This window comes from Pseudomonas sp. LBUM1656, from assembly GCF_059716065.1.
Genome location: NZ_CP166800.1, coordinates 4,633,891 through 4,649,461, shown reverse-complemented (window position 1 = coordinate 4,649,461; position 15,571 = coordinate 4,633,891). Strand labels below are relative to the sequence as shown.

Sequence of the window (15,571 nt, the reverse complement as noted above, 5' to 3'; positions counted from 1 at the left end):
AGCAAGCCCGCTCCCACATTGGTTTTGTGTTGTGGCTTGTATTGCGGGCAACAAAAAGGCCCCCATTCCGGGAGCCTTGATGTTCAGGCGTTCGGCTTACATGTTCGGGTAAGTCGGGCCGCCAGCACCTTCCGGCGCCACCCAGGTGATGTTCTGTGCAGGGTCCTTGATGTCGCAGGTCTTGCAGTGAACGCAGTTCTGGGCGTTGATCTGGAAGCGCTTCTCGCCGTCTTCCTTGGTCACCACTTCGTACACGCCGGCCGGGCAGTAACGCTGGGCAGGCTCATCGTACATTGGCAGGTTCTTGGCGATCGGAATGCTCGGATCGGTCAGCTTCAGGTGGCACGGCTGTTCTTCTTCGTGGTTGGTACCGGAGATGAACACAGAGCTGAGTTTGTCGAAGCTGATCTTGCCGTCCGGTTTCGGGTAGTCGATCTTCTTGCAGTCGGCCGCGAGCTTGAGGCAGGCGTAGTCCGGCTTGTTGTCGTGCAAGGTGAACGGCAGTTTGCCGCCGAAGATGTTCTGGTCGAGCCAGTTGAAACCACCGCCGACGATGGCGCCGAACTTGTGGATCGCCGGGCCGAAGTTACGGCTGGCGAACAGTTCGTCGTAGAGCCAGCTCTTCTTGAAGGCGTCGACGTAAGTGGTCAGCTCTTCGGTGCCGTCCTTTTCAGCGAACAGCGCCTCGGCCACGGATTCAGCGGCGAGCATGCCGGACTTCATCGCGGTGTGGCTGCCTTTGATCTTGGCGAAGTTCAGGGTGCCGAGGTCGCAACCGATCAGCGCGCCGCCCTTGAAGACCATTTTCGGCAGCGAGTTCAGGCCGCCTTTGCAGATGGCGCGAGCGCCGTAGCTGATGCGCTTGCCGCCTTCCAGGTACTGTTTGAGCACCGGGTGATGCTTGAGGCGCTGGAACTCGTCAAACGGTGACAGGTAGGTGTTGCTGTAGGAAAGATCGACGATCAGACCGACGACCACCTGGTTGTTTTCCAGGTGATAGAGGAACGAGCCGCCGGTGTTCTCGGTGCCCATGATGTCCATCGGCCAACCGGCGGTGTGGACCACCAGGCCTGGCTGATGCTTGGCCGGGTCGACTTCCCAGATTTCTTTCAGGCCGATGCCGTAGTGCTGGGCGTCGGCTTCGCTGTCGAGGTTGAAGCGCTTGATCAGTTGCTTGCCGATGTGGCCACGGCAACCTTCGGCGAACAGCGTGTACTTGCCGCGCAGTTCCATGCCCGGGGTGTACAGGCCTTCTTTCGGATTGCCTTCGCGGTCAACACCCAGATCGCCGGTGATGATCCCGCGAACCACGCCGTTCTCGTCGAACAGCGCTTCCTGAGCGGCGAAGCCCGGGTAGATTTCTACGCCCAGGTTCTCGGCCTGCTGGGCCAGCCAGCGGCACAGGTTGCCCAGGGAGATGATGTAGTTGCCATCGTTGTGCATGGTCTTGGGCACAAAGAAGTCAGGAATTTTTTGCGCGCTGTCGGCGTTTTTCAGAACGAAGATGTCGTCGCGGGTCACTGGCGTGTTCAGCGGCGCGCCAAGTTCTTTCCAGTCCGGGAACAATTCGTTCAGGGCGCGAGGTTCAAAGATTGCGCCGGACAAAATGTGTGCACCGACCTCGGAGCCTTTTTCGACCACGCAGACGCTGATTTCCTTGCCGGCTTCAGCAGCCTTCTGCTTCAAGCGGCAGGCGGCGGAAAGACCCGCGGGGCCGGCACCGACGATGACCACGTCGAATTCCATGTATTCGCGTTCCACAGGCTATCTCCTACTCAAGGCTCAACAGTTTTTTTTCTAATTGGAGGTTTGGTGTCGCATCCATGAATTCCTGCGCAATGCGCGGAACAGGACAATCGATTGACCACCTTTCTCTCTGGGTGGCGCATTATATCTACACCACTCCTAGCGTCCAATACAAACGTTTGTTTGAATTGGCTCAAAGCCAGAGAAATCAAAGTCACGCGGCTTATGAACGGCTATTTTGCCGTATTGACCGGAATAGGCGTTCCGGTCAAGATACGGTCGGTTTTGCGCTCGCCGTAGGCTGACTGTTGGTATCAAGAGCACCTCTAAAGACAGGGCGATGGCAGTACAAGGTGATTGGCTGCGCAGGTTTAGCGCGCAGTTTACACGCCGCGATAATGAATGACTCGTCGGTCACCACTGACGAACGGTCATCACACCTCGTGAGCAAGGTTCACCCGATACACCTGCCAGCGTTTTTAGAGGTGCCCTTGCGCCGATGAGCATCAAACCGCCAGGTTCGCCTAGGCGACTTTCTTTTCACCGGAGAGTAACGAGGAATCCATGAAGGTTCTTGTAGCTGTCAAACGCGTTGTGGATTACAACGTCAAGGTTCGCGTCAAGGCGGACAATTCCGGCGTCGACCTCGCCAACGTCAAGATGTCGATGAACCCGTTCTGCGAAATCGCAGTGGAAGAAGCCGTACGCCTGAAAGAGAAAGGCGTTGCGACTGAAATCGTCGTCGTCTCCATCGGCCCGACCACCGCTCAAGAGCAACTGCGCACCGCGCTGGCTCTGGGTGCTGACCGCGCCATCCTCGTCGAATCCGCCGAAGACCTGACATCGCTGGCCGTTGCCAAGCTGTTGAAAGCTGTTGTCGACAAGGAACAGCCTCAGTTGGTGATCCTTGGCAAACAAGCCATCGACAGCGACAACAACCAGACTGGCCAGATGCTCGCTGCATTGAGCGGTTACGGTCAGGGCACCTTCGCTTCGAAAGTCGAAATCAGCGGCGACAGCGTTGCCGTGACTCGCGAAGTCGACGGCGGCGCGCAGACGGTTTCCCTGAAACTGCCGGCCATCGTCACCACCGACCTGCGTTTGAACGAGCCGCGCTACGCGTCCCTGCCAAACATCATGAAAGCCAAGAAGAAGCCTCTCGAAGTGCTGACTCCGGACGCTTTGGGCGTTTCCACCGCCTCCACCAACAAGACCGTGAAAGTCGAAGCGCCTGCTGCACGCAGCGCGGGTATCAAGGTCAAGTCGGTGGCTGAACTGGTCGAGAAACTGAAAAACGAAGCGAAGGTAATCTAATCATGACTATCTTGGTAATCGCTGAACACGACAACAAGGTCGTGGCCCCGGCCACACTGAACACCGTGGCTGCTGCCGCCAAAATCGGCGGTGACATCCACGTTCTGGTTGCCGGCCAGGGCGTTGGCGCCGTGGCTGAAGCCGCTGCGAAAATCGCTGGCGTGGCTAAAGTGCTGGTGGCCGACAACGCCGCCTACGCTCACCAACTGCCGGAAAACGTCGCGCCGCTGGTGGCCGAATTGGGCAAGGGCTACAGCCACATCCTGGCTGCCGCGACCTCCAACGGCAAAAACATCCTGCCGCGCGTTGCCGCCCAGCTGGACGTTGACCAGATCTCCGAGATCATCTCGGTCGAAAGCGCTGACACCTTCAAACGCCCGATCTACGCCGGTAACGCCATCGCAACCGTTCAATCGAACGCTGCGGTCAAAGTGATCACCGTACGTGCCACCGGTTTCGATCCGGTTGCTGCTGAAGGTGGTTCCGCTGCTGTTGAAACGGTGGCTGCTGCTCACGACGCTGGCACTTCGAGCTTCGTTGGCGAAGAACTGGCCAAGTCCGATCGTCCGGAACTGACCGCTGCCAAGATCGTCGTTTCCGGCGGCCGCGGCATGCAGAACGGCGACAACTTCAAACACCTGTACGCCCTGGCCGACAAGCTGGGCGCTGCCGTCGGTGCTTCCCGCGCTGCGGTCGATGCAGGTTTTGTACCCAACGACATGCAGGTCGGTCAGACCGGCAAGATCGTTGCTCCACAGCTGTACATCGCCGTCGGTATCTCCGGCGCGATCCAGCACCTGGCCGGCATGAAAGACTCCAAGGTGATCGTTGCGATCAACAAGGACGAAGAAGCGCCGATCTTCCAGGTGGCCGACTACGGCCTGGTGGCAGACCTGTTCGAAGCCATCCCCGAGTTCGAGAAGCTGGTCTAATCCAGTCGCTTGACTTATAAAGAGCCCGGCCTTTTGGTCGGGTTTTTTTTTGTTCCGGATTTGAGTGGGAGAGTATTGCCATGGATCTGCGTCGCGTATGTGGCTGGTCATTACTGCTGGGGCTGACGGTGTTGCCGGCGCTGGCTGTGGCCGCAGGCAAGTGCGAGCGCCTGGTGGTGACCGGCAGCCCGGACGCGCCGCCGTACTTGTGGCAAGACCCGCAAAACCCCAAGCACTTGATGGGCGCCAGTGCCGACCTGTTGCAACACGTGGCAGGGGAGTTGGGCATCAAGGTCGAGCTGCTTTATGCCGGCAAGCGTGCTCAGGCCCTGGACGAAGTGCGCAGCGGACGCGTGGACATGCTGGCCGATGCGCCGTTGACCGTCAGCGATCTGGACACCCTGGATTACATCCATCCGCCGTTGCTGGAAAACGACTATCTGGTCTGGACCCGTAAAGACTCGGCATTGGTCTACAACCAGGCGCAAGACCTTCACGGTCATCCCGGCGCCGTGTCGGAAAAGTCTCGAATGACCCAGGCATTCGGCATTTTCGCCGAGCAGCAATTGAGCCTCGTGCGTACACCGAACCTGACCCAGGCCTTTCAGAAATTGCTCTTGGGCGAGGTGGAATTTGTCCTCGCGGGACGCTACTCGGGCATGGCCGCCGCGCAAACCCTGAGCATGGCCAACGACCTGATCGCTCGCCCCCAACCGGTGGACAAACCCGGCCTGTTTCTCGCGGTTTCCCATAACTCCGCCTGCAACGATCCGTGGTTGCGCGGACAGCTGGCCAAAAAGATGACAGAATTGCCCGCGTCCGGACTGACGGAGACCGTGCTGCAACGCAATATCGAACGCTGGAAAGCGCAGCAGCAACAGCAGCCACCGCAACAACCCGTCAGTACCCCAAAACAGTAGGGATTTTTAGTGAGTATTCGACCTCTTTTCGCTGCCCTGGCCGTTCTGGCTCTGGCGGGTTGTGCAGCCGATCCGGCGCCGAATGAACAAATACGCCTGACCGAACAGGCGCTCGTACAAGCCAAAGCCGTGGGTGCCACGGTCGACGACGTACCAGAACTGAAACTGGCCGAAGACAAGTTTTCCCGTGCTCAGGGCGACATGACGGATCAGTCCTACAGGCATGCGCGCATGCGGGCCGAACAGGCCGAACTGGACGCGCGCCTGGCCGAAGCCAAGGTGCTTACCCTCAAGAGCGAGGAGCAGCTGAACGTGCTCAACACCCGCATCACTCGCCTGCGCAAGCAACTGGGAGATGCCAAATGAGCCTCAAGTCCAAAGCACTCGGCGGTTTGATCCTGGCAGGTTGCGCGAGCCTTTATGGCTGCGCCGGCCAACACAGCGAGGCCGTGTTGCAGCAGGCCGGAACTGACTTCCAGAAGGTCAAGGAAGACTCCAATGTGCTGCGAATCGCACCCAAGGACGTGATCCGTGCCGGCGAATCCCTGGCTCGCGCCGATCGTCTTTCCAGCTACTGGGGCAGCGGCTCGGACGTGGTGCATTACGCCTACCTGAGTCAGCGCTACAGCGAAATCGCCCGTGAGCACACCAATCAGGTGCTCAACGAAGAGCGCGCCGCGAAGCTCGAACTGGAACGTCAGCGCCTGCAACTGGCCCTGCGTGAGTCCAAGTTGCTCAGCGTGCAGCAGCAGGGCAAATGGCTCGAAGAACAGATCGTTGCCCTGGCCACCACGCAGACCGACCGTGGTCTGGTGATGACCCTGGGCGATGTGCTGTTCGACACCGGCGAGGCGGAGCTAAAGAATTCGGCGAATCGCGTGGTCCTGAAGATCGTGCAATTCCTGCAGCTCAATCCCAAGCGCGTGGTCCGCATCGAGGGCTACACCGACAGCACCGGCGGCAAGCAGGACAACCTGAAACTGTCCCGTGACCGTGCGCAATCGGTGGCGGACGTGCTGATGGACCTGGGAATCGACGACAAACGTATCAAAGTCGAAGGCTACGGCGATGAATACCCGGTGGACGTGAACGCTTCCGAGCGTGGACGCGCACAGAACCGTCGGGTGGAAATTGTGTTCTCCGACGAAAAAGGCCAGCTCGGCGCCGCCCGTTAAGGGCTGCGCATTACTGGAAGCAGGCCTGCGGAAATTGCTGACGCCAGAGATCCTGTAGCAGCTGTCGAGTGAAACGAGGCTGCGTTCTTTTGATCTTGCGCTTTGAACTCAAGTGGATCTGAAAAAATCGCAGCCTCGTTTCACTCGACAGCTGCTACAAAACCCGGCCTGCTGACAGTGCCGGGTTTTTTTGCGCCTGCCGATCGCCTCTCAAAACAGTACAGTTTTTGCTGACACTGCACTGTACGGTCGACTATTGTGGCAACTGTCCCAGTACACTTCTAAACTGTTCCGGTATTGTTTCACACAAGAATAAAATGCCCGTGAAATCGAGTGCTGCGTCATGACCAATCTTTTGCTCTACCAACGTATTGCTCAGCAACTGGCCGAAGACATCCGCCGTGGTGTCTATCAACCGGGAGAACGCGTGCCTTCGGTGCGCAAGATGAGCTCGCAGCTCAACGTCAGCCATGCGACCGTGTTGCAGGCTTACGCTAATCTCGAGGATCAAGGGCTGATCCGCGCCCGGCCGCAGTCGGGCTACTACGTACACCAGACGCCAGCCCTGACGGCGCCGACACCGGACATCGCCCGGGTCGAGCGACCCGGTCTGGTCACCCGCAGCAGCATCATTCAGCAAGTGCTGGTCGAATCCCGTCGCGAAGGCGTTTTTCCCTTGGGCGCTGCGGTGCCGAGCGTCGATTACCTGCCAGTCCGCGCTTTGCATCAGCAATTGGCCAAGGTCACCCGTTTCCATAGCCCGCGTGCCTTCAGCTACATGTTCAGCCCCGGTTTTGAACCGTTGCGCCGACAGGTGGCGATCCGCATGCGTGATGCCGGCGTGGTGGTCGATCCTTCCGAAGTGGTGATCACCCACGGCTGCGTCGATGCGTTGCAGATGTCACTGCGCGTACTGACCCGGCCGGGCGACCTGATTGCTGCCGAGTCGCCGACTTATTATGGTTTGCTGCAACTGGCCGACCTGCTGGGTCTCAAAGTCATCGAGATCCCGAGCGACCCGGCGACCGGCATGAGCCTCGAAGCCCTGCAATTGGCGGCCAATCAGTGGTCGATCAAGGCGCTGGTCCTGACCACGCGTCTGAGCAATCCACTGGGCGGCACCATGCCCGAAGAGCGGCAGAAACAGCTGCTGCGACTGGCCTCGGATTTCGATATCCAGATCGTTGAAGACGATATCTACGGCGAGTTGATGTTCGAGCAAGGCCGGACGAAATCGCTTAAGGCCTACGACCGGCTGGATCGGGTGATCTATTGCTCGAGTTTCTCCAAGACCCTGTCACCGGGCGTGCGGATTGGCTGGATGATCGCTGGAAAATACCAGCAAGAGATTCAACGTTTGCAGACGTTCAGCACGCATTCAGCGTGCAGCGTCACGCAAATGGGCATCGCCGCCTACCTGGAGAATGGCGGTTACGACCGTCACTTGCGCTACATCCGTCAGGAATACCGCAAGAACCTCAGCGCCTTCCAACTGGCCGTGCAGCAGTATTTCCCGGAAGGCACGCAGATGACCCGGCCCACCGGCGGCTTCATTCTGTGGGTCAGTCTGCCGGGGCGGGTCAACACTCAGGAACTGCACGTGCGTGCGTTGCAGCAGGGCATCAGCATCGCGCCGGGGCTGATTTTCAGTAACACCGAGCAGTTCAATCACTGCATTCGCCTGAACTGTGGCACGCCCTGGAACCGTGAAGCCGAGCGCGCATTGATGACGCTGGGGATGCTGGCCACGCAGCTTTGCCAGGAGACGGCCAGCGGTTTCTGACAGGAACGCCAGTCGTTTCGTACACGTGCTTGTCATGTTGCGTGCAACAGGCGAGCATATGGCCCTCTGCCGTTCGCGTCGTTGGTTCCATGAAACCGATTTTTCCTGCCGTCTGCCTATCGATCTGCCTCTTCATGACCGTTCACGCCCAAGGTGTCATGGCGGCTTCGGCTCAAGAAAAACCGACAACCAGCAGCACAACCTCTAAAAAGCCAGCGCCCGTCAAGAAAACCGCTGCGGTCAAAAAGAACGCCACACCGATAAAAAAGAAAGCGGCGGTGAAAAAACGGCCGCCGATTGCCTCCAAGTCCAAACCCGCCAGTGAGGTGGTGAAAACCAGGCTTCCTTCGGCCGACCTGGATTTGAGCCTGCCCCAGGACATGGCGGAGGAGCTAAAACCGGTCGGTACGGTCCCATTGCCCCGGCGCGACGCTGTGTTGCCACAAATGTTCGGTGACAAGAGCGCGCCGTTTCAGCTCAACGGAAGGCTGATCAGCAACGAAATGCAGTTGCAACTGCGAAACGAAGAGCGCCGGGAAGTCGAAGGCGCGGCGCTGGAATTCGAGTTCAAGCAGTAAATCTCCGCCGATTCGTGACCCGCGCGCCAGACGCTTTGTCGGAGACTGGTCAGTCACGTCTGTTTGAGCGCAAAAACCCCGGCCCAGGTAATTTTAAACAACTGTTTTAGCGGTTACTCTGTGCCCCGTCCATTAACACATCGCCCGTCGCGAGGAGCTTGTCTTCATGAAATGCCGTGAAGGCTGTGGCGCCTGTTGCATTGCCCCTTCCATCAGTTCACCGATTCCCGGCATGCCCAATGGCAAAGCCGCGGGCGAACGTTGCGTACAACTGTCTGTCGATAACCTGTGCCGCATTTTCGGCGATCCGAAACGTCCTGCCGTGTGTTCGGCGTTTGAAGCCGACGTCGAGGTCTGCGGAAGCAGCAGTGACGAGGCGATCAAGTTGCTCGGATGGTGGGAGCAAATGACGGCTGCATGATGTGTTCACGAACGGAACTTCAACAATAAGGAATAAGACTATGGGTTCGCTGCATCGTATGGCTGTGCTGTGTGGTTTTACAGTGATGCTGGCCACCACGGCCGCACAGGCCGAGGACTGGAAAGTTGCCAAGAATGAAGACGGCATCAAGGTGTCCCTGAGTGAAGTGGCAGGTTCCGATTACAAGGCCTACCAGGGCGTTACCCTGATGAAAACCACCATGGCCAAATTGCGCGCGCTGCAGGAAGACGTGGCAGGCGCCTGCGCCTGGATTCACGAGTGCAAATCGCAGAAGCTGCTCAAGCACGAAGGCGATCAGAGCTGGACCTACACTCAATTCAATACCCCGTGGCCGGTGACTCCGCGTGATTCGGCACTGCATATCACCACCACCGAAGGCGCCGATGGCAGCCTGACCCGCAAGCTCGAAGGCGTGCCGAAGTACATTCCTGAGGAAAAGGGTTTCGTGCGGGTCACCAAGGTCGAAGGTTTCTGGAAGTTCGTCCCCAAGGGCGACCAGATCGAAGTGACCTACCAGGTGCACACCGAGCCCGGCGGCAGCATCCCGTCGATGGTCGCCAACAAGTTCGTGGTCGATGCGCCGTTCAACACCCTCAAAGCCTTGAAGGAACGCGCCGAGAAGTAATCGCACGCTGTTTCATAAAACGCCCCGACCTTTCGGGGCGTTTGTTTTTGTGATTATTTTGTTTCCGGATATACGTTGCACGAAATTTTCACAAGGCCTACAAGACAATTCGCCCGCGTCAGCCTGCCAAACAGTAATCAATGGCAATGAGGCGGGTGATCGTGCAACATTTGCGCACCGCGCAAGCCCCGGGGCCGAGAACTGGCCAACAGAGGGCAGGGCGCCGCTTTATTTTTGAAACTTCAACTTCCAATGGGTCCTAAAACGACATGGCAATCCCGGACGCCCTGAATCAGCAGCGAGCTTCTAGTCGCCTGCTGCAACCGACCGTCAAATCGCATCTGGCCTACACGCTGCTGTGCGCCTTGGTCATGATGGTCATGTTCAGCCTGCTGCGCGTTGCGCTGCTGGTCTACAACCGCGAAATGATTCTAGACACACCGGCGTCGACCTTTCTTGAGGCGTTCGCCAATGGCCTGCGTTTCGACCTGCGCCTGGTGGTCTACCTCAGCATTCCGCTGGTACTGGCACTGTTCAGCGCCCGGGCCATGGCCGCTCGCGGGTTCTTCCGCTTCTGGCTGACCATTGCCTCGAGCATCGCGCTGTTCCTCGGCCTGATGGAGATGGATTTCTACCGCGAGTTCCACCAGCGCCTCAACGGCCTGGTCTTCCAGTACGTGAAGGAAGACCCGAAAACCGTGATGAGCATGCTCTGGTACGGTTTTCCTGTGGTTCGCTACCTGCTGGCCTGGGCTTTCGGCACGTTGATCCTTACTCTGGCGTTCAAGGGCGCCGACCGTGCGACCCGTCCTCGCGGTCCGTTCAGCGGCGGTAGCATTGGTACGCGCCAAGTCGCCCCGTGGTACGCCCGAGGCGTCGTATTCGTGGTTTGCCTGCTGGTCTGCGTGGTCGCGGCCCGTGGCACTTTGCGTCAAGGCCCTCCATTGCGTTGGGGTGACGTCTACACCACCGATTCGAACTTCGCCAACCAGTTGGGCCTCAATGGCACACTGTCGCTGATCGCGGCGGCCAAGAGTCGGATGTCCGAAGATCGCGACAACATCTGGAAAGCTACCGTAGAACAGCCAGTGGCTCAGCAGACCGTTCGCGATATGTTGCTGACCCCGAGCGACAAACTGGTGGATGGTGAAACCGCAGCCGTGCGTCGCAACTATTCCCCGGCCGCCGACAAGACCTTGCCAATCAAGAACGTCGTCGTGATCCTGATGGAAAGCTTCGCCGGTCACTCGGTGGGCGCACTGGGTCGTCCGGGGAACGTCACGCCGTACTTCGACAAACTGTCGAAAGAAGGCCTGCTGTTCGACCGCTTCTTCTCCAACGGCACCCACACCCATCAGGGCATGTTTGCCACCATGGCCTGCTTCCCGAACCTGCCAGGTTTCGAATACCTGATGCAGACTCCGGAAGGCAGCCACAAACTGTCCGGCCTGCCGCAGTTGCTCAGCGCCCGTGACTACGACGATGTGTACGTCTATAACGGCGACTTCGCCTGGGACAACCAGTCGGGCTTCTTCAGCAACCAGGGCATGACCAACTTCATCGGGCGTAACGACTTCGTTAACCCGGTATTTTCCGACCCGACCTGGGGTGTGTCCGACCAGGACATGTTCAACCGCGGCCTGGAAGAGTTGAAAGCCCGCGATGGCAAGGACAAGAAACCGTTTTATGCCTTGCTGCAAACCCTGTCCAACCATACGCCGTACGCCTTGCCGACACCATTGCCGGTCGAGCGCGTAACCGACCGTGGCAGCCTCAACGAACATTTGACCGCCATGCGTTACTCCGACTGGGCGCTGGGTCAGTTCTTCGAGCAGGCGCGTAAAGAGCCGTACTTCAAGGAAACCCTGTTTGTCGTAGTCGGCGACCACGGTTTTGGCAACGAGCAGCAGATCACCGAAATGGACCTGGGCCGTTTCAACGTACCGATGCTGCTGATCGGGCCGGGCGTGCAGGAAAAATTCGGCCAGGTTGACCACACCGTGGGCACTCAGATCGACATCGTGCCGACCATCATGGGCCGTATCGGCGGCGACGTGATTCACCAGTGCTGGGGTCGTGACTTGCTGAACCTGCCGGAAGGCGACAAGGGCTTTGGCGTGATCAAGCCATCGGGCAGCGATCAAACCGTAGCGTTGCTGACCGCGGATCGCGTGTTGGTACTGCCTAAGGAAATGCCGCCCAAGCTGTATCAGTACGAACTGGGCGCCAATTCGAAAGGTGAAGTGATCCCGGCGTCGGCTGACGAAGCGGCCCTCAAGCAGAAACTCGAGTCGTTTATCCAGACGGCCACCAAGAGCCTGATCGACAACACCGCCGGTGTGGTTGACGGCAAGCCGGACTAAGTATTCGGCGCAATAAAAAAGAGGCCCTTCAAGGGCCTCTTTTTTTTGCCTGTTAAACCTTTAAATCTTGCCAAGTAACAGCAGAATCAACAGCACCACCAACACCACGCCGATGATACCCGACGGGCCATAACCCCAACTTCTGGAGTGTGGAAAGACCGGCAAACCACCTACCAGCAGGAGAATCAGAATTACGATAAGAATTGTGCCCATGTCTATTTCCTTGTTGGAAGTGTTCTGGAATGACCTAGCTTTTAACTGTCAGCTGGACTGCAATAAACCCGAGCTGCTTACAAAATCCGACTATGGCTCGTGGCAGAAAATTCCAAGTTTTTTTAATGTTTTTCGAAGAAAGCCTTATTTCGTTTTTTGCAGTGTTAGTTGATTGAGGCGCTCCCGCGGTTTGCTCGGACCATTCAGCAATCTGATGGAGCGTGGGTCGCGCAATGTCCTTCGCTACACTCAGCGCATCTTCCCCGGAACAACAAGGCTGTTTGCTATGCAAAATCGCATGATGATCACTGGCGCGGGCTCAGGCTTAGGTCGCGAAATCGCGCTGCGCTGGGCGCGTGAAGGCTGGCAGCTGGCCTTGTCGGATGTCAGCGAGCCCGGTCTGCAGGAAACCCTGAAACGGGTTCGCGATGCGGGCGGCGACGGTTTTATCCAGCGTTGCGATGTACGCGATTACAGCCAGCTGACGGCCTTCGCCCAAGCGTGCGAAGAGAAACTGGGCGGCATCGATGTCATCGTCAACAACGCCGGCGTGGCCTCGGGCGGGTTCTTCAGTGAACTGTCCCTGGAAGACTGGGACTGGCAGATCGCGATCAACCTGATGGGCGTGGTCAAGGGCTGCAAGGCCTTCCTGCCGCTGCTGGAAAAAAGCAAAGGCAAGATCATCAACATCGCTTCGATGGCGGCCCTGATGCAAGGCCCGGCCATGAGCAACTACAACGTGGCCAAGGCCGGCGTAGTGGCCTTGTCCGAAAGCCTGCTGGTCGAACTGGCGCAGCAGGAAGTGGGCGTGCACGTGGTTTGCCCGTCGTTCTTCCAGACCAACTTGCTGGACTCTTTCCGCGGCCCGACGCCGGCCATGAAAGCCCAGGTCGGCAAGTTGCTGGAAAGCTCGCCGATCACCGCGACTGACATTGCCGATTACATCTACGAGCACGTCGCCGCCGGTGAATTCATGATCCTGCCCCACGAACAGGGGCGCATGGCTTGGGCACTCAAGCAGAAAAACCCGCAACTGCTCTACAACGAAATGACCACCATGGCCGACAAAATGCGCGCCAAGGCCAAACAAAACGCAGGCTGAACTTGCCCGAGCACAACACCGTCGTTAGGGTGGCCGCAACCGGCCATCCTCACGAGACGTCTGCATGCTCAATTACCTGTGGTTTTTTCTCGCGGCGCTGTTCGAAATCGCCGGCTGCTTCGCGTTCTGGATGTGGCTGCGCCAAGGCAAGAGCATTTGGTGGGTAATGCCGGCATTGCTCAGCCTGACGTTGTTCGCGTTGCTGCTGACCCGTGTCGAGGCGACTTACGCCGGTCGCGCTTATGCCGCCTATGGAGGCATTTACATCGTTGCGTCGATCGGCTGGCTGGCGGTGGTCGAGCGGATTCGCCCCTTGAACTCGGACTGGCTGGGTGTGGCGCTGTGCGTGATCGGGGCCAGCGTGATCCTGTTCGGCCCGCGTTTCTCCGCTTCCTGACGCGACATTCAATGGTTTGTCAGACGTTTCCGTAAGGGGTGATCGTCCAGCGCTGTAGGGCGGGACTGATTTGTCGTTGTTGCATTGAAGAGCGGCAGTGCGACGGGCATCTTCAAGGGCCGGTAACCCTGAAGGATGAATGCCATGCTTGTACTCAGTCGCGTTGTGGGTGAGATGATTTCTATCGGTGACAACATTTCAGTGCGCATCATCGCTGTCAACGGAGGCAGTGTGCGCTTCGGTGTCGAAGCGCCACAGAACGTCAATGTGCATCGGGCCGAGGTCTACGAGCGCATCCAGGTCAAACTGGCCAAGACCAAAGGACGCTGAGCGCCTCAGTCGAACAGGTGCTTGGGCACATCATGCTTGAGCATCAACTGGCATTGCTCGCTGTCCGGATCGAAAACAATCAGCGCCTGCCCCTTGGTCAATGCCTGTCGAACACGCAGAACACGGGTTTCCAGCGGGGTGTCGTCACCGTTGTCCGTACCGTCGCGGGTCACGAAATCCTCGATCAGGCGGGTCAGGGTGTCGACTTCAAGTTGGTCGTACGGAATCAGCATAGGCACCTCGGCTAAACAATGGCGCGATGCTACGGCGAATGATGGGTTGCGGCTAGCCCGAAGCTCATGTGGTGCCTGATCTGACGCCTTCGCGGGCAAGCCACGCTCCCACAAGGTAGGTGTCGATCCGGAATATTGTGATTCACACAAAACCTGTGGGAGCGTGGCTTGCCCGCGAAGGCGTCAGACCAGGCAATGAAAAGCCAGGATCAGCTATCTGTTCGTTGCCCCACCAGACTATCCACCGACGGCACCCGCGTATCGCTTTCCATCTGCGTGTCATGCTCGATCTGATGACTGAACCGGTCGAGCGAACCCTTCGCCGGCTGGGCATCACTGGCAAATACCGGCGGGCTCAGAATGTAGGCGCCGAGCAGGCGACTCAGCGCCGCCAGGCTGTCGATGTGCGTACGTTCATAACCGTGAGTGGCATCGCAACCGAACGCGAGCAGGGCAGTGCGGATGTCGTGCCCGGCCGTGACCGCCGAATGCGCATCACTGAAGTAATAGCGAAACAGGTCGCGACGCACCGGCAGTTCGTTTTCACTGGCCAATCTGAGCAAGTGCCGCGACAGGTGATAGTCGTAAGGCCCGCCGGAATCCTGCATCGCTACGCTCACCGCGTGTTCACTGGAATGCTGGCCGGGCGCAACCGGTGCGATGTCGATGCCGACGAATTCGCTGACGTCCCAAGGCAAGGCGGCCGCCGCGCCGCTGCCGGTTTCCTCGGTAATGGTGAACAGCGGATGACAATCGATCATCAACTCTTCACCGCTGTCGACGATCGCTTTCATCGCCGCCAACAGCGCCGCAACGCCGGCCTTGTCGTCAAGGTGACGGGCGCTGATGTGGCCGCTTTCGGTGAACTCCGGCAACGGGTCGAAGGCGACGAAATCGCCCACGCTGATCCCCAGGGAATCGCAGTCGGCGCGGGTGGCGCAGTAAGCGTCCAGACGCAATTCGACGTGATCCCAGCTGATCGGCATTTCATCCACGGCGGTGTTGAACGCGTGCCCGGACGCCATCAGCGGCAATACGCTGCCGCGAATCACACCGTTGTCGGTGAACAGGCTGACGCGGCTGCCCTCGGCGAAACGGCTGGACCAGCAACCGACCGGGGCGAGGGTCAGGCGTCCGTTGTCTTTCACCGCGCGGACTGCCGCGCCGATGGTGTCGAGGTGAGCGGAAACCGCACGGTCCGGGCTGTTTTTCTTGCCCTTGAGCGTCGCGCGGATCGTGCCACGCCGGGTCATCTCAAAGGGGATGCCCAGCTCTTCAAGCCGTTCGGCGACGTAACGCACGATGGTGTCGGTAAACCCGGTCGGGCTGGGAATGGCGAGCATTTCCAGCAGGACTTTTTGCAGGTAATTGAGATCTGGTTCCGGGATCTTGCTGGTCATGGAAACTCCTGATGAGTT

At 58.6% G+C, this 15,571-nt stretch carries 17 protein-coding genes; 13 read left to right on the top strand and 4 right to left on the bottom strand.

All coding sequences use genetic code 11. The features are described 5' to 3' along the window. Positions 1 to 96: 96 nt before the first annotated feature. Positions 97 to 1,761, bottom strand: coding sequence for an electron transfer flavoprotein-ubiquinone oxidoreductase (locus tag ACA072_RS20880; RefSeq protein WP_461975748.1), 1,665 nt, complete (start codon positions 1,759 to 1,761; stop codon positions 97 to 99). Positions 1,762 to 2,310: 549 nt separating this feature from the next. Here ACA072_RS20880 and ACA072_RS20875 point away from each other — a divergent pair. The 10 genes from ACA072_RS20875 (at position 2,311) to ACA072_RS20830 (ending at position 11,878) form a co-directional block, all read left to right on the top strand. Continuing rightward, entirely contained in the window at positions 2,311 to 3,060 is a 750-nt protein-coding gene (locus ACA072_RS20875; RefSeq protein WP_064676439.1) for an electron transfer flavoprotein subunit beta/FixA family protein, read from the top strand. A 2-nt stretch (positions 3,061 to 3,062) separates the two neighbouring features. Further along, entirely contained in the window at positions 3,063 to 3,992 is a 930-nt protein-coding gene (locus ACA072_RS20870; RefSeq protein WP_497620290.1) for an electron transfer flavoprotein subunit alpha/FixB family protein, read from the top strand. Between the two features lie 80 nt (positions 3,993 to 4,072). Then, positions 4,073 to 4,912 carry a substrate-binding periplasmic protein gene (locus ACA072_RS20865; protein ID WP_497620288.1) on the top strand — a complete coding sequence of 280 codons (840 nt, stop codon included), beginning with the start codon at positions 4,073 to 4,075 and terminating at the stop codon, positions 4,910 to 4,912. A gap of 9 nt (positions 4,913 to 4,921) precedes the next feature. Beyond that, positions 4,922 to 5,278 carry a DUF4398 domain-containing protein gene (locus ACA072_RS20860; protein WP_497620286.1) on the top strand — a complete coding sequence of 119 codons (357 nt, stop codon included), beginning with the start codon at positions 4,922 to 4,924 and terminating at the stop codon, positions 5,276 to 5,278. Continuing rightward, on the top strand, positions 5,275 to 6,087 hold the full coding sequence (locus ACA072_RS20855; RefSeq protein ID WP_497620284.1) for an OmpA family protein: 813 nt from the start codon (positions 5,275 to 5,277) through the stop codon (positions 6,085 to 6,087). The genes ACA072_RS20860 and ACA072_RS20855 overlap by 4 nt, the downstream gene beginning before the upstream one ends. Before the next feature lie 343 nt (positions 6,088 to 6,430). Next, positions 6,431 to 7,870: an aminotransferase-like domain-containing protein gene (locus tag ACA072_RS20850; protein WP_109633782.1), complete on the top strand. Its 1,440-nt coding sequence runs from the start codon at positions 6,431 to 6,433 to the stop codon at positions 7,868 to 7,870. Positions 7,871 to 7,959: 89 nt separating this feature from the next. Beyond that, positions 7,960 to 8,448: a translation initiation factor 2 gene (locus ACA072_RS20845; protein ID WP_497625025.1), complete on the top strand. Its 489-nt coding sequence runs from the start codon at positions 7,960 to 7,962 to the stop codon at positions 8,446 to 8,448. A 166-nt stretch (positions 8,449 to 8,614) separates the two neighbouring features. Then, positions 8,615 to 8,869, top strand: a complete 255-nt coding sequence (locus tag ACA072_RS20840) for a YkgJ family cysteine cluster protein (protein WP_497620282.1) — start codon at positions 8,615 to 8,617, stop codon at positions 8,867 to 8,869. 40 nt (positions 8,870 to 8,909) lie between these two features. Next, positions 8,910 to 9,515, top strand: a complete 606-nt coding sequence (locus tag ACA072_RS20835; RefSeq protein ID WP_497620281.1) for an START domain-containing protein — start codon at positions 8,910 to 8,912, stop codon at positions 9,513 to 9,515. Between the two features lie 269 nt (positions 9,516 to 9,784). Then, positions 9,785 to 11,878: an LTA synthase family protein gene (locus tag ACA072_RS20830; protein WP_497620279.1), complete on the top strand. Its 2,094-nt coding sequence runs from the start codon at positions 9,785 to 9,787 to the stop codon at positions 11,876 to 11,878. A gap of 60 nt (positions 11,879 to 11,938) precedes the next feature. Here ACA072_RS20830 and ACA072_RS20825 read toward each other — a convergent pair whose 3' ends face one another. Continuing rightward, the gene (locus tag ACA072_RS20825) at positions 11,939 to 12,097 is read right to left on the bottom strand and encodes a DUF3309 family protein (protein WP_169858239.1); all 159 of its coding nucleotides are present in this window, start codon (positions 12,095 to 12,097) and stop codon (positions 11,939 to 11,941) included. Positions 12,098 to 12,377: 280 nt separating this feature from the next. On the opposite strand from ACA072_RS20825, the gene ACA072_RS20820 reads away from it, so the two are divergent. The 3 genes from ACA072_RS20820 to csrA all read left to right on the top strand — a co-directional run bounded on the left by ACA072_RS20820 (position 12,378) and on the right by csrA (position 13,920). Further along, positions 12,378 to 13,193 (top strand): SDR family oxidoreductase, encoded by an 816-nt coding sequence (locus ACA072_RS20820; protein ID WP_497620277.1) that lies wholly within the window; start codon positions 12,378 to 12,380, stop codon positions 13,191 to 13,193. Positions 13,194 to 13,257: 64 nt separating this feature from the next. Continuing rightward, positions 13,258 to 13,590, top strand: coding sequence for a YnfA family protein (locus tag ACA072_RS20815; protein ID WP_497620275.1), 333 nt, complete (start codon positions 13,258 to 13,260; stop codon positions 13,588 to 13,590). Positions 13,591 to 13,734: 144 nt separating this feature from the next. Further along, positions 13,735 to 13,920 carry a carbon storage regulator CsrA gene (gene csrA / locus ACA072_RS20810; protein WP_461955140.1) on the top strand — a complete coding sequence of 62 codons (186 nt, stop codon included), beginning with the start codon at positions 13,735 to 13,737 and terminating at the stop codon, positions 13,918 to 13,920. Between the two features lie 5 nt (positions 13,921 to 13,925). Here csrA and ACA072_RS20805 read toward each other — a convergent pair whose 3' ends face one another. Further along, positions 13,926 to 14,153, bottom strand: coding sequence for a YheU family protein (locus ACA072_RS20805; protein WP_010461751.1), 228 nt, complete (start codon positions 14,151 to 14,153; stop codon positions 13,926 to 13,928). A gap of 209 nt (positions 14,154 to 14,362) precedes the next feature. Beyond that, positions 14,363 to 15,553 (bottom strand): osmoprotectant NAGGN system M42 family peptidase, encoded by a 1,191-nt coding sequence (locus tag ACA072_RS20800; RefSeq protein WP_497295304.1) that lies wholly within the window; start codon positions 15,551 to 15,553, stop codon positions 14,363 to 14,365. Positions 15,554 to 15,571: the final 18 nt, after the last annotated feature.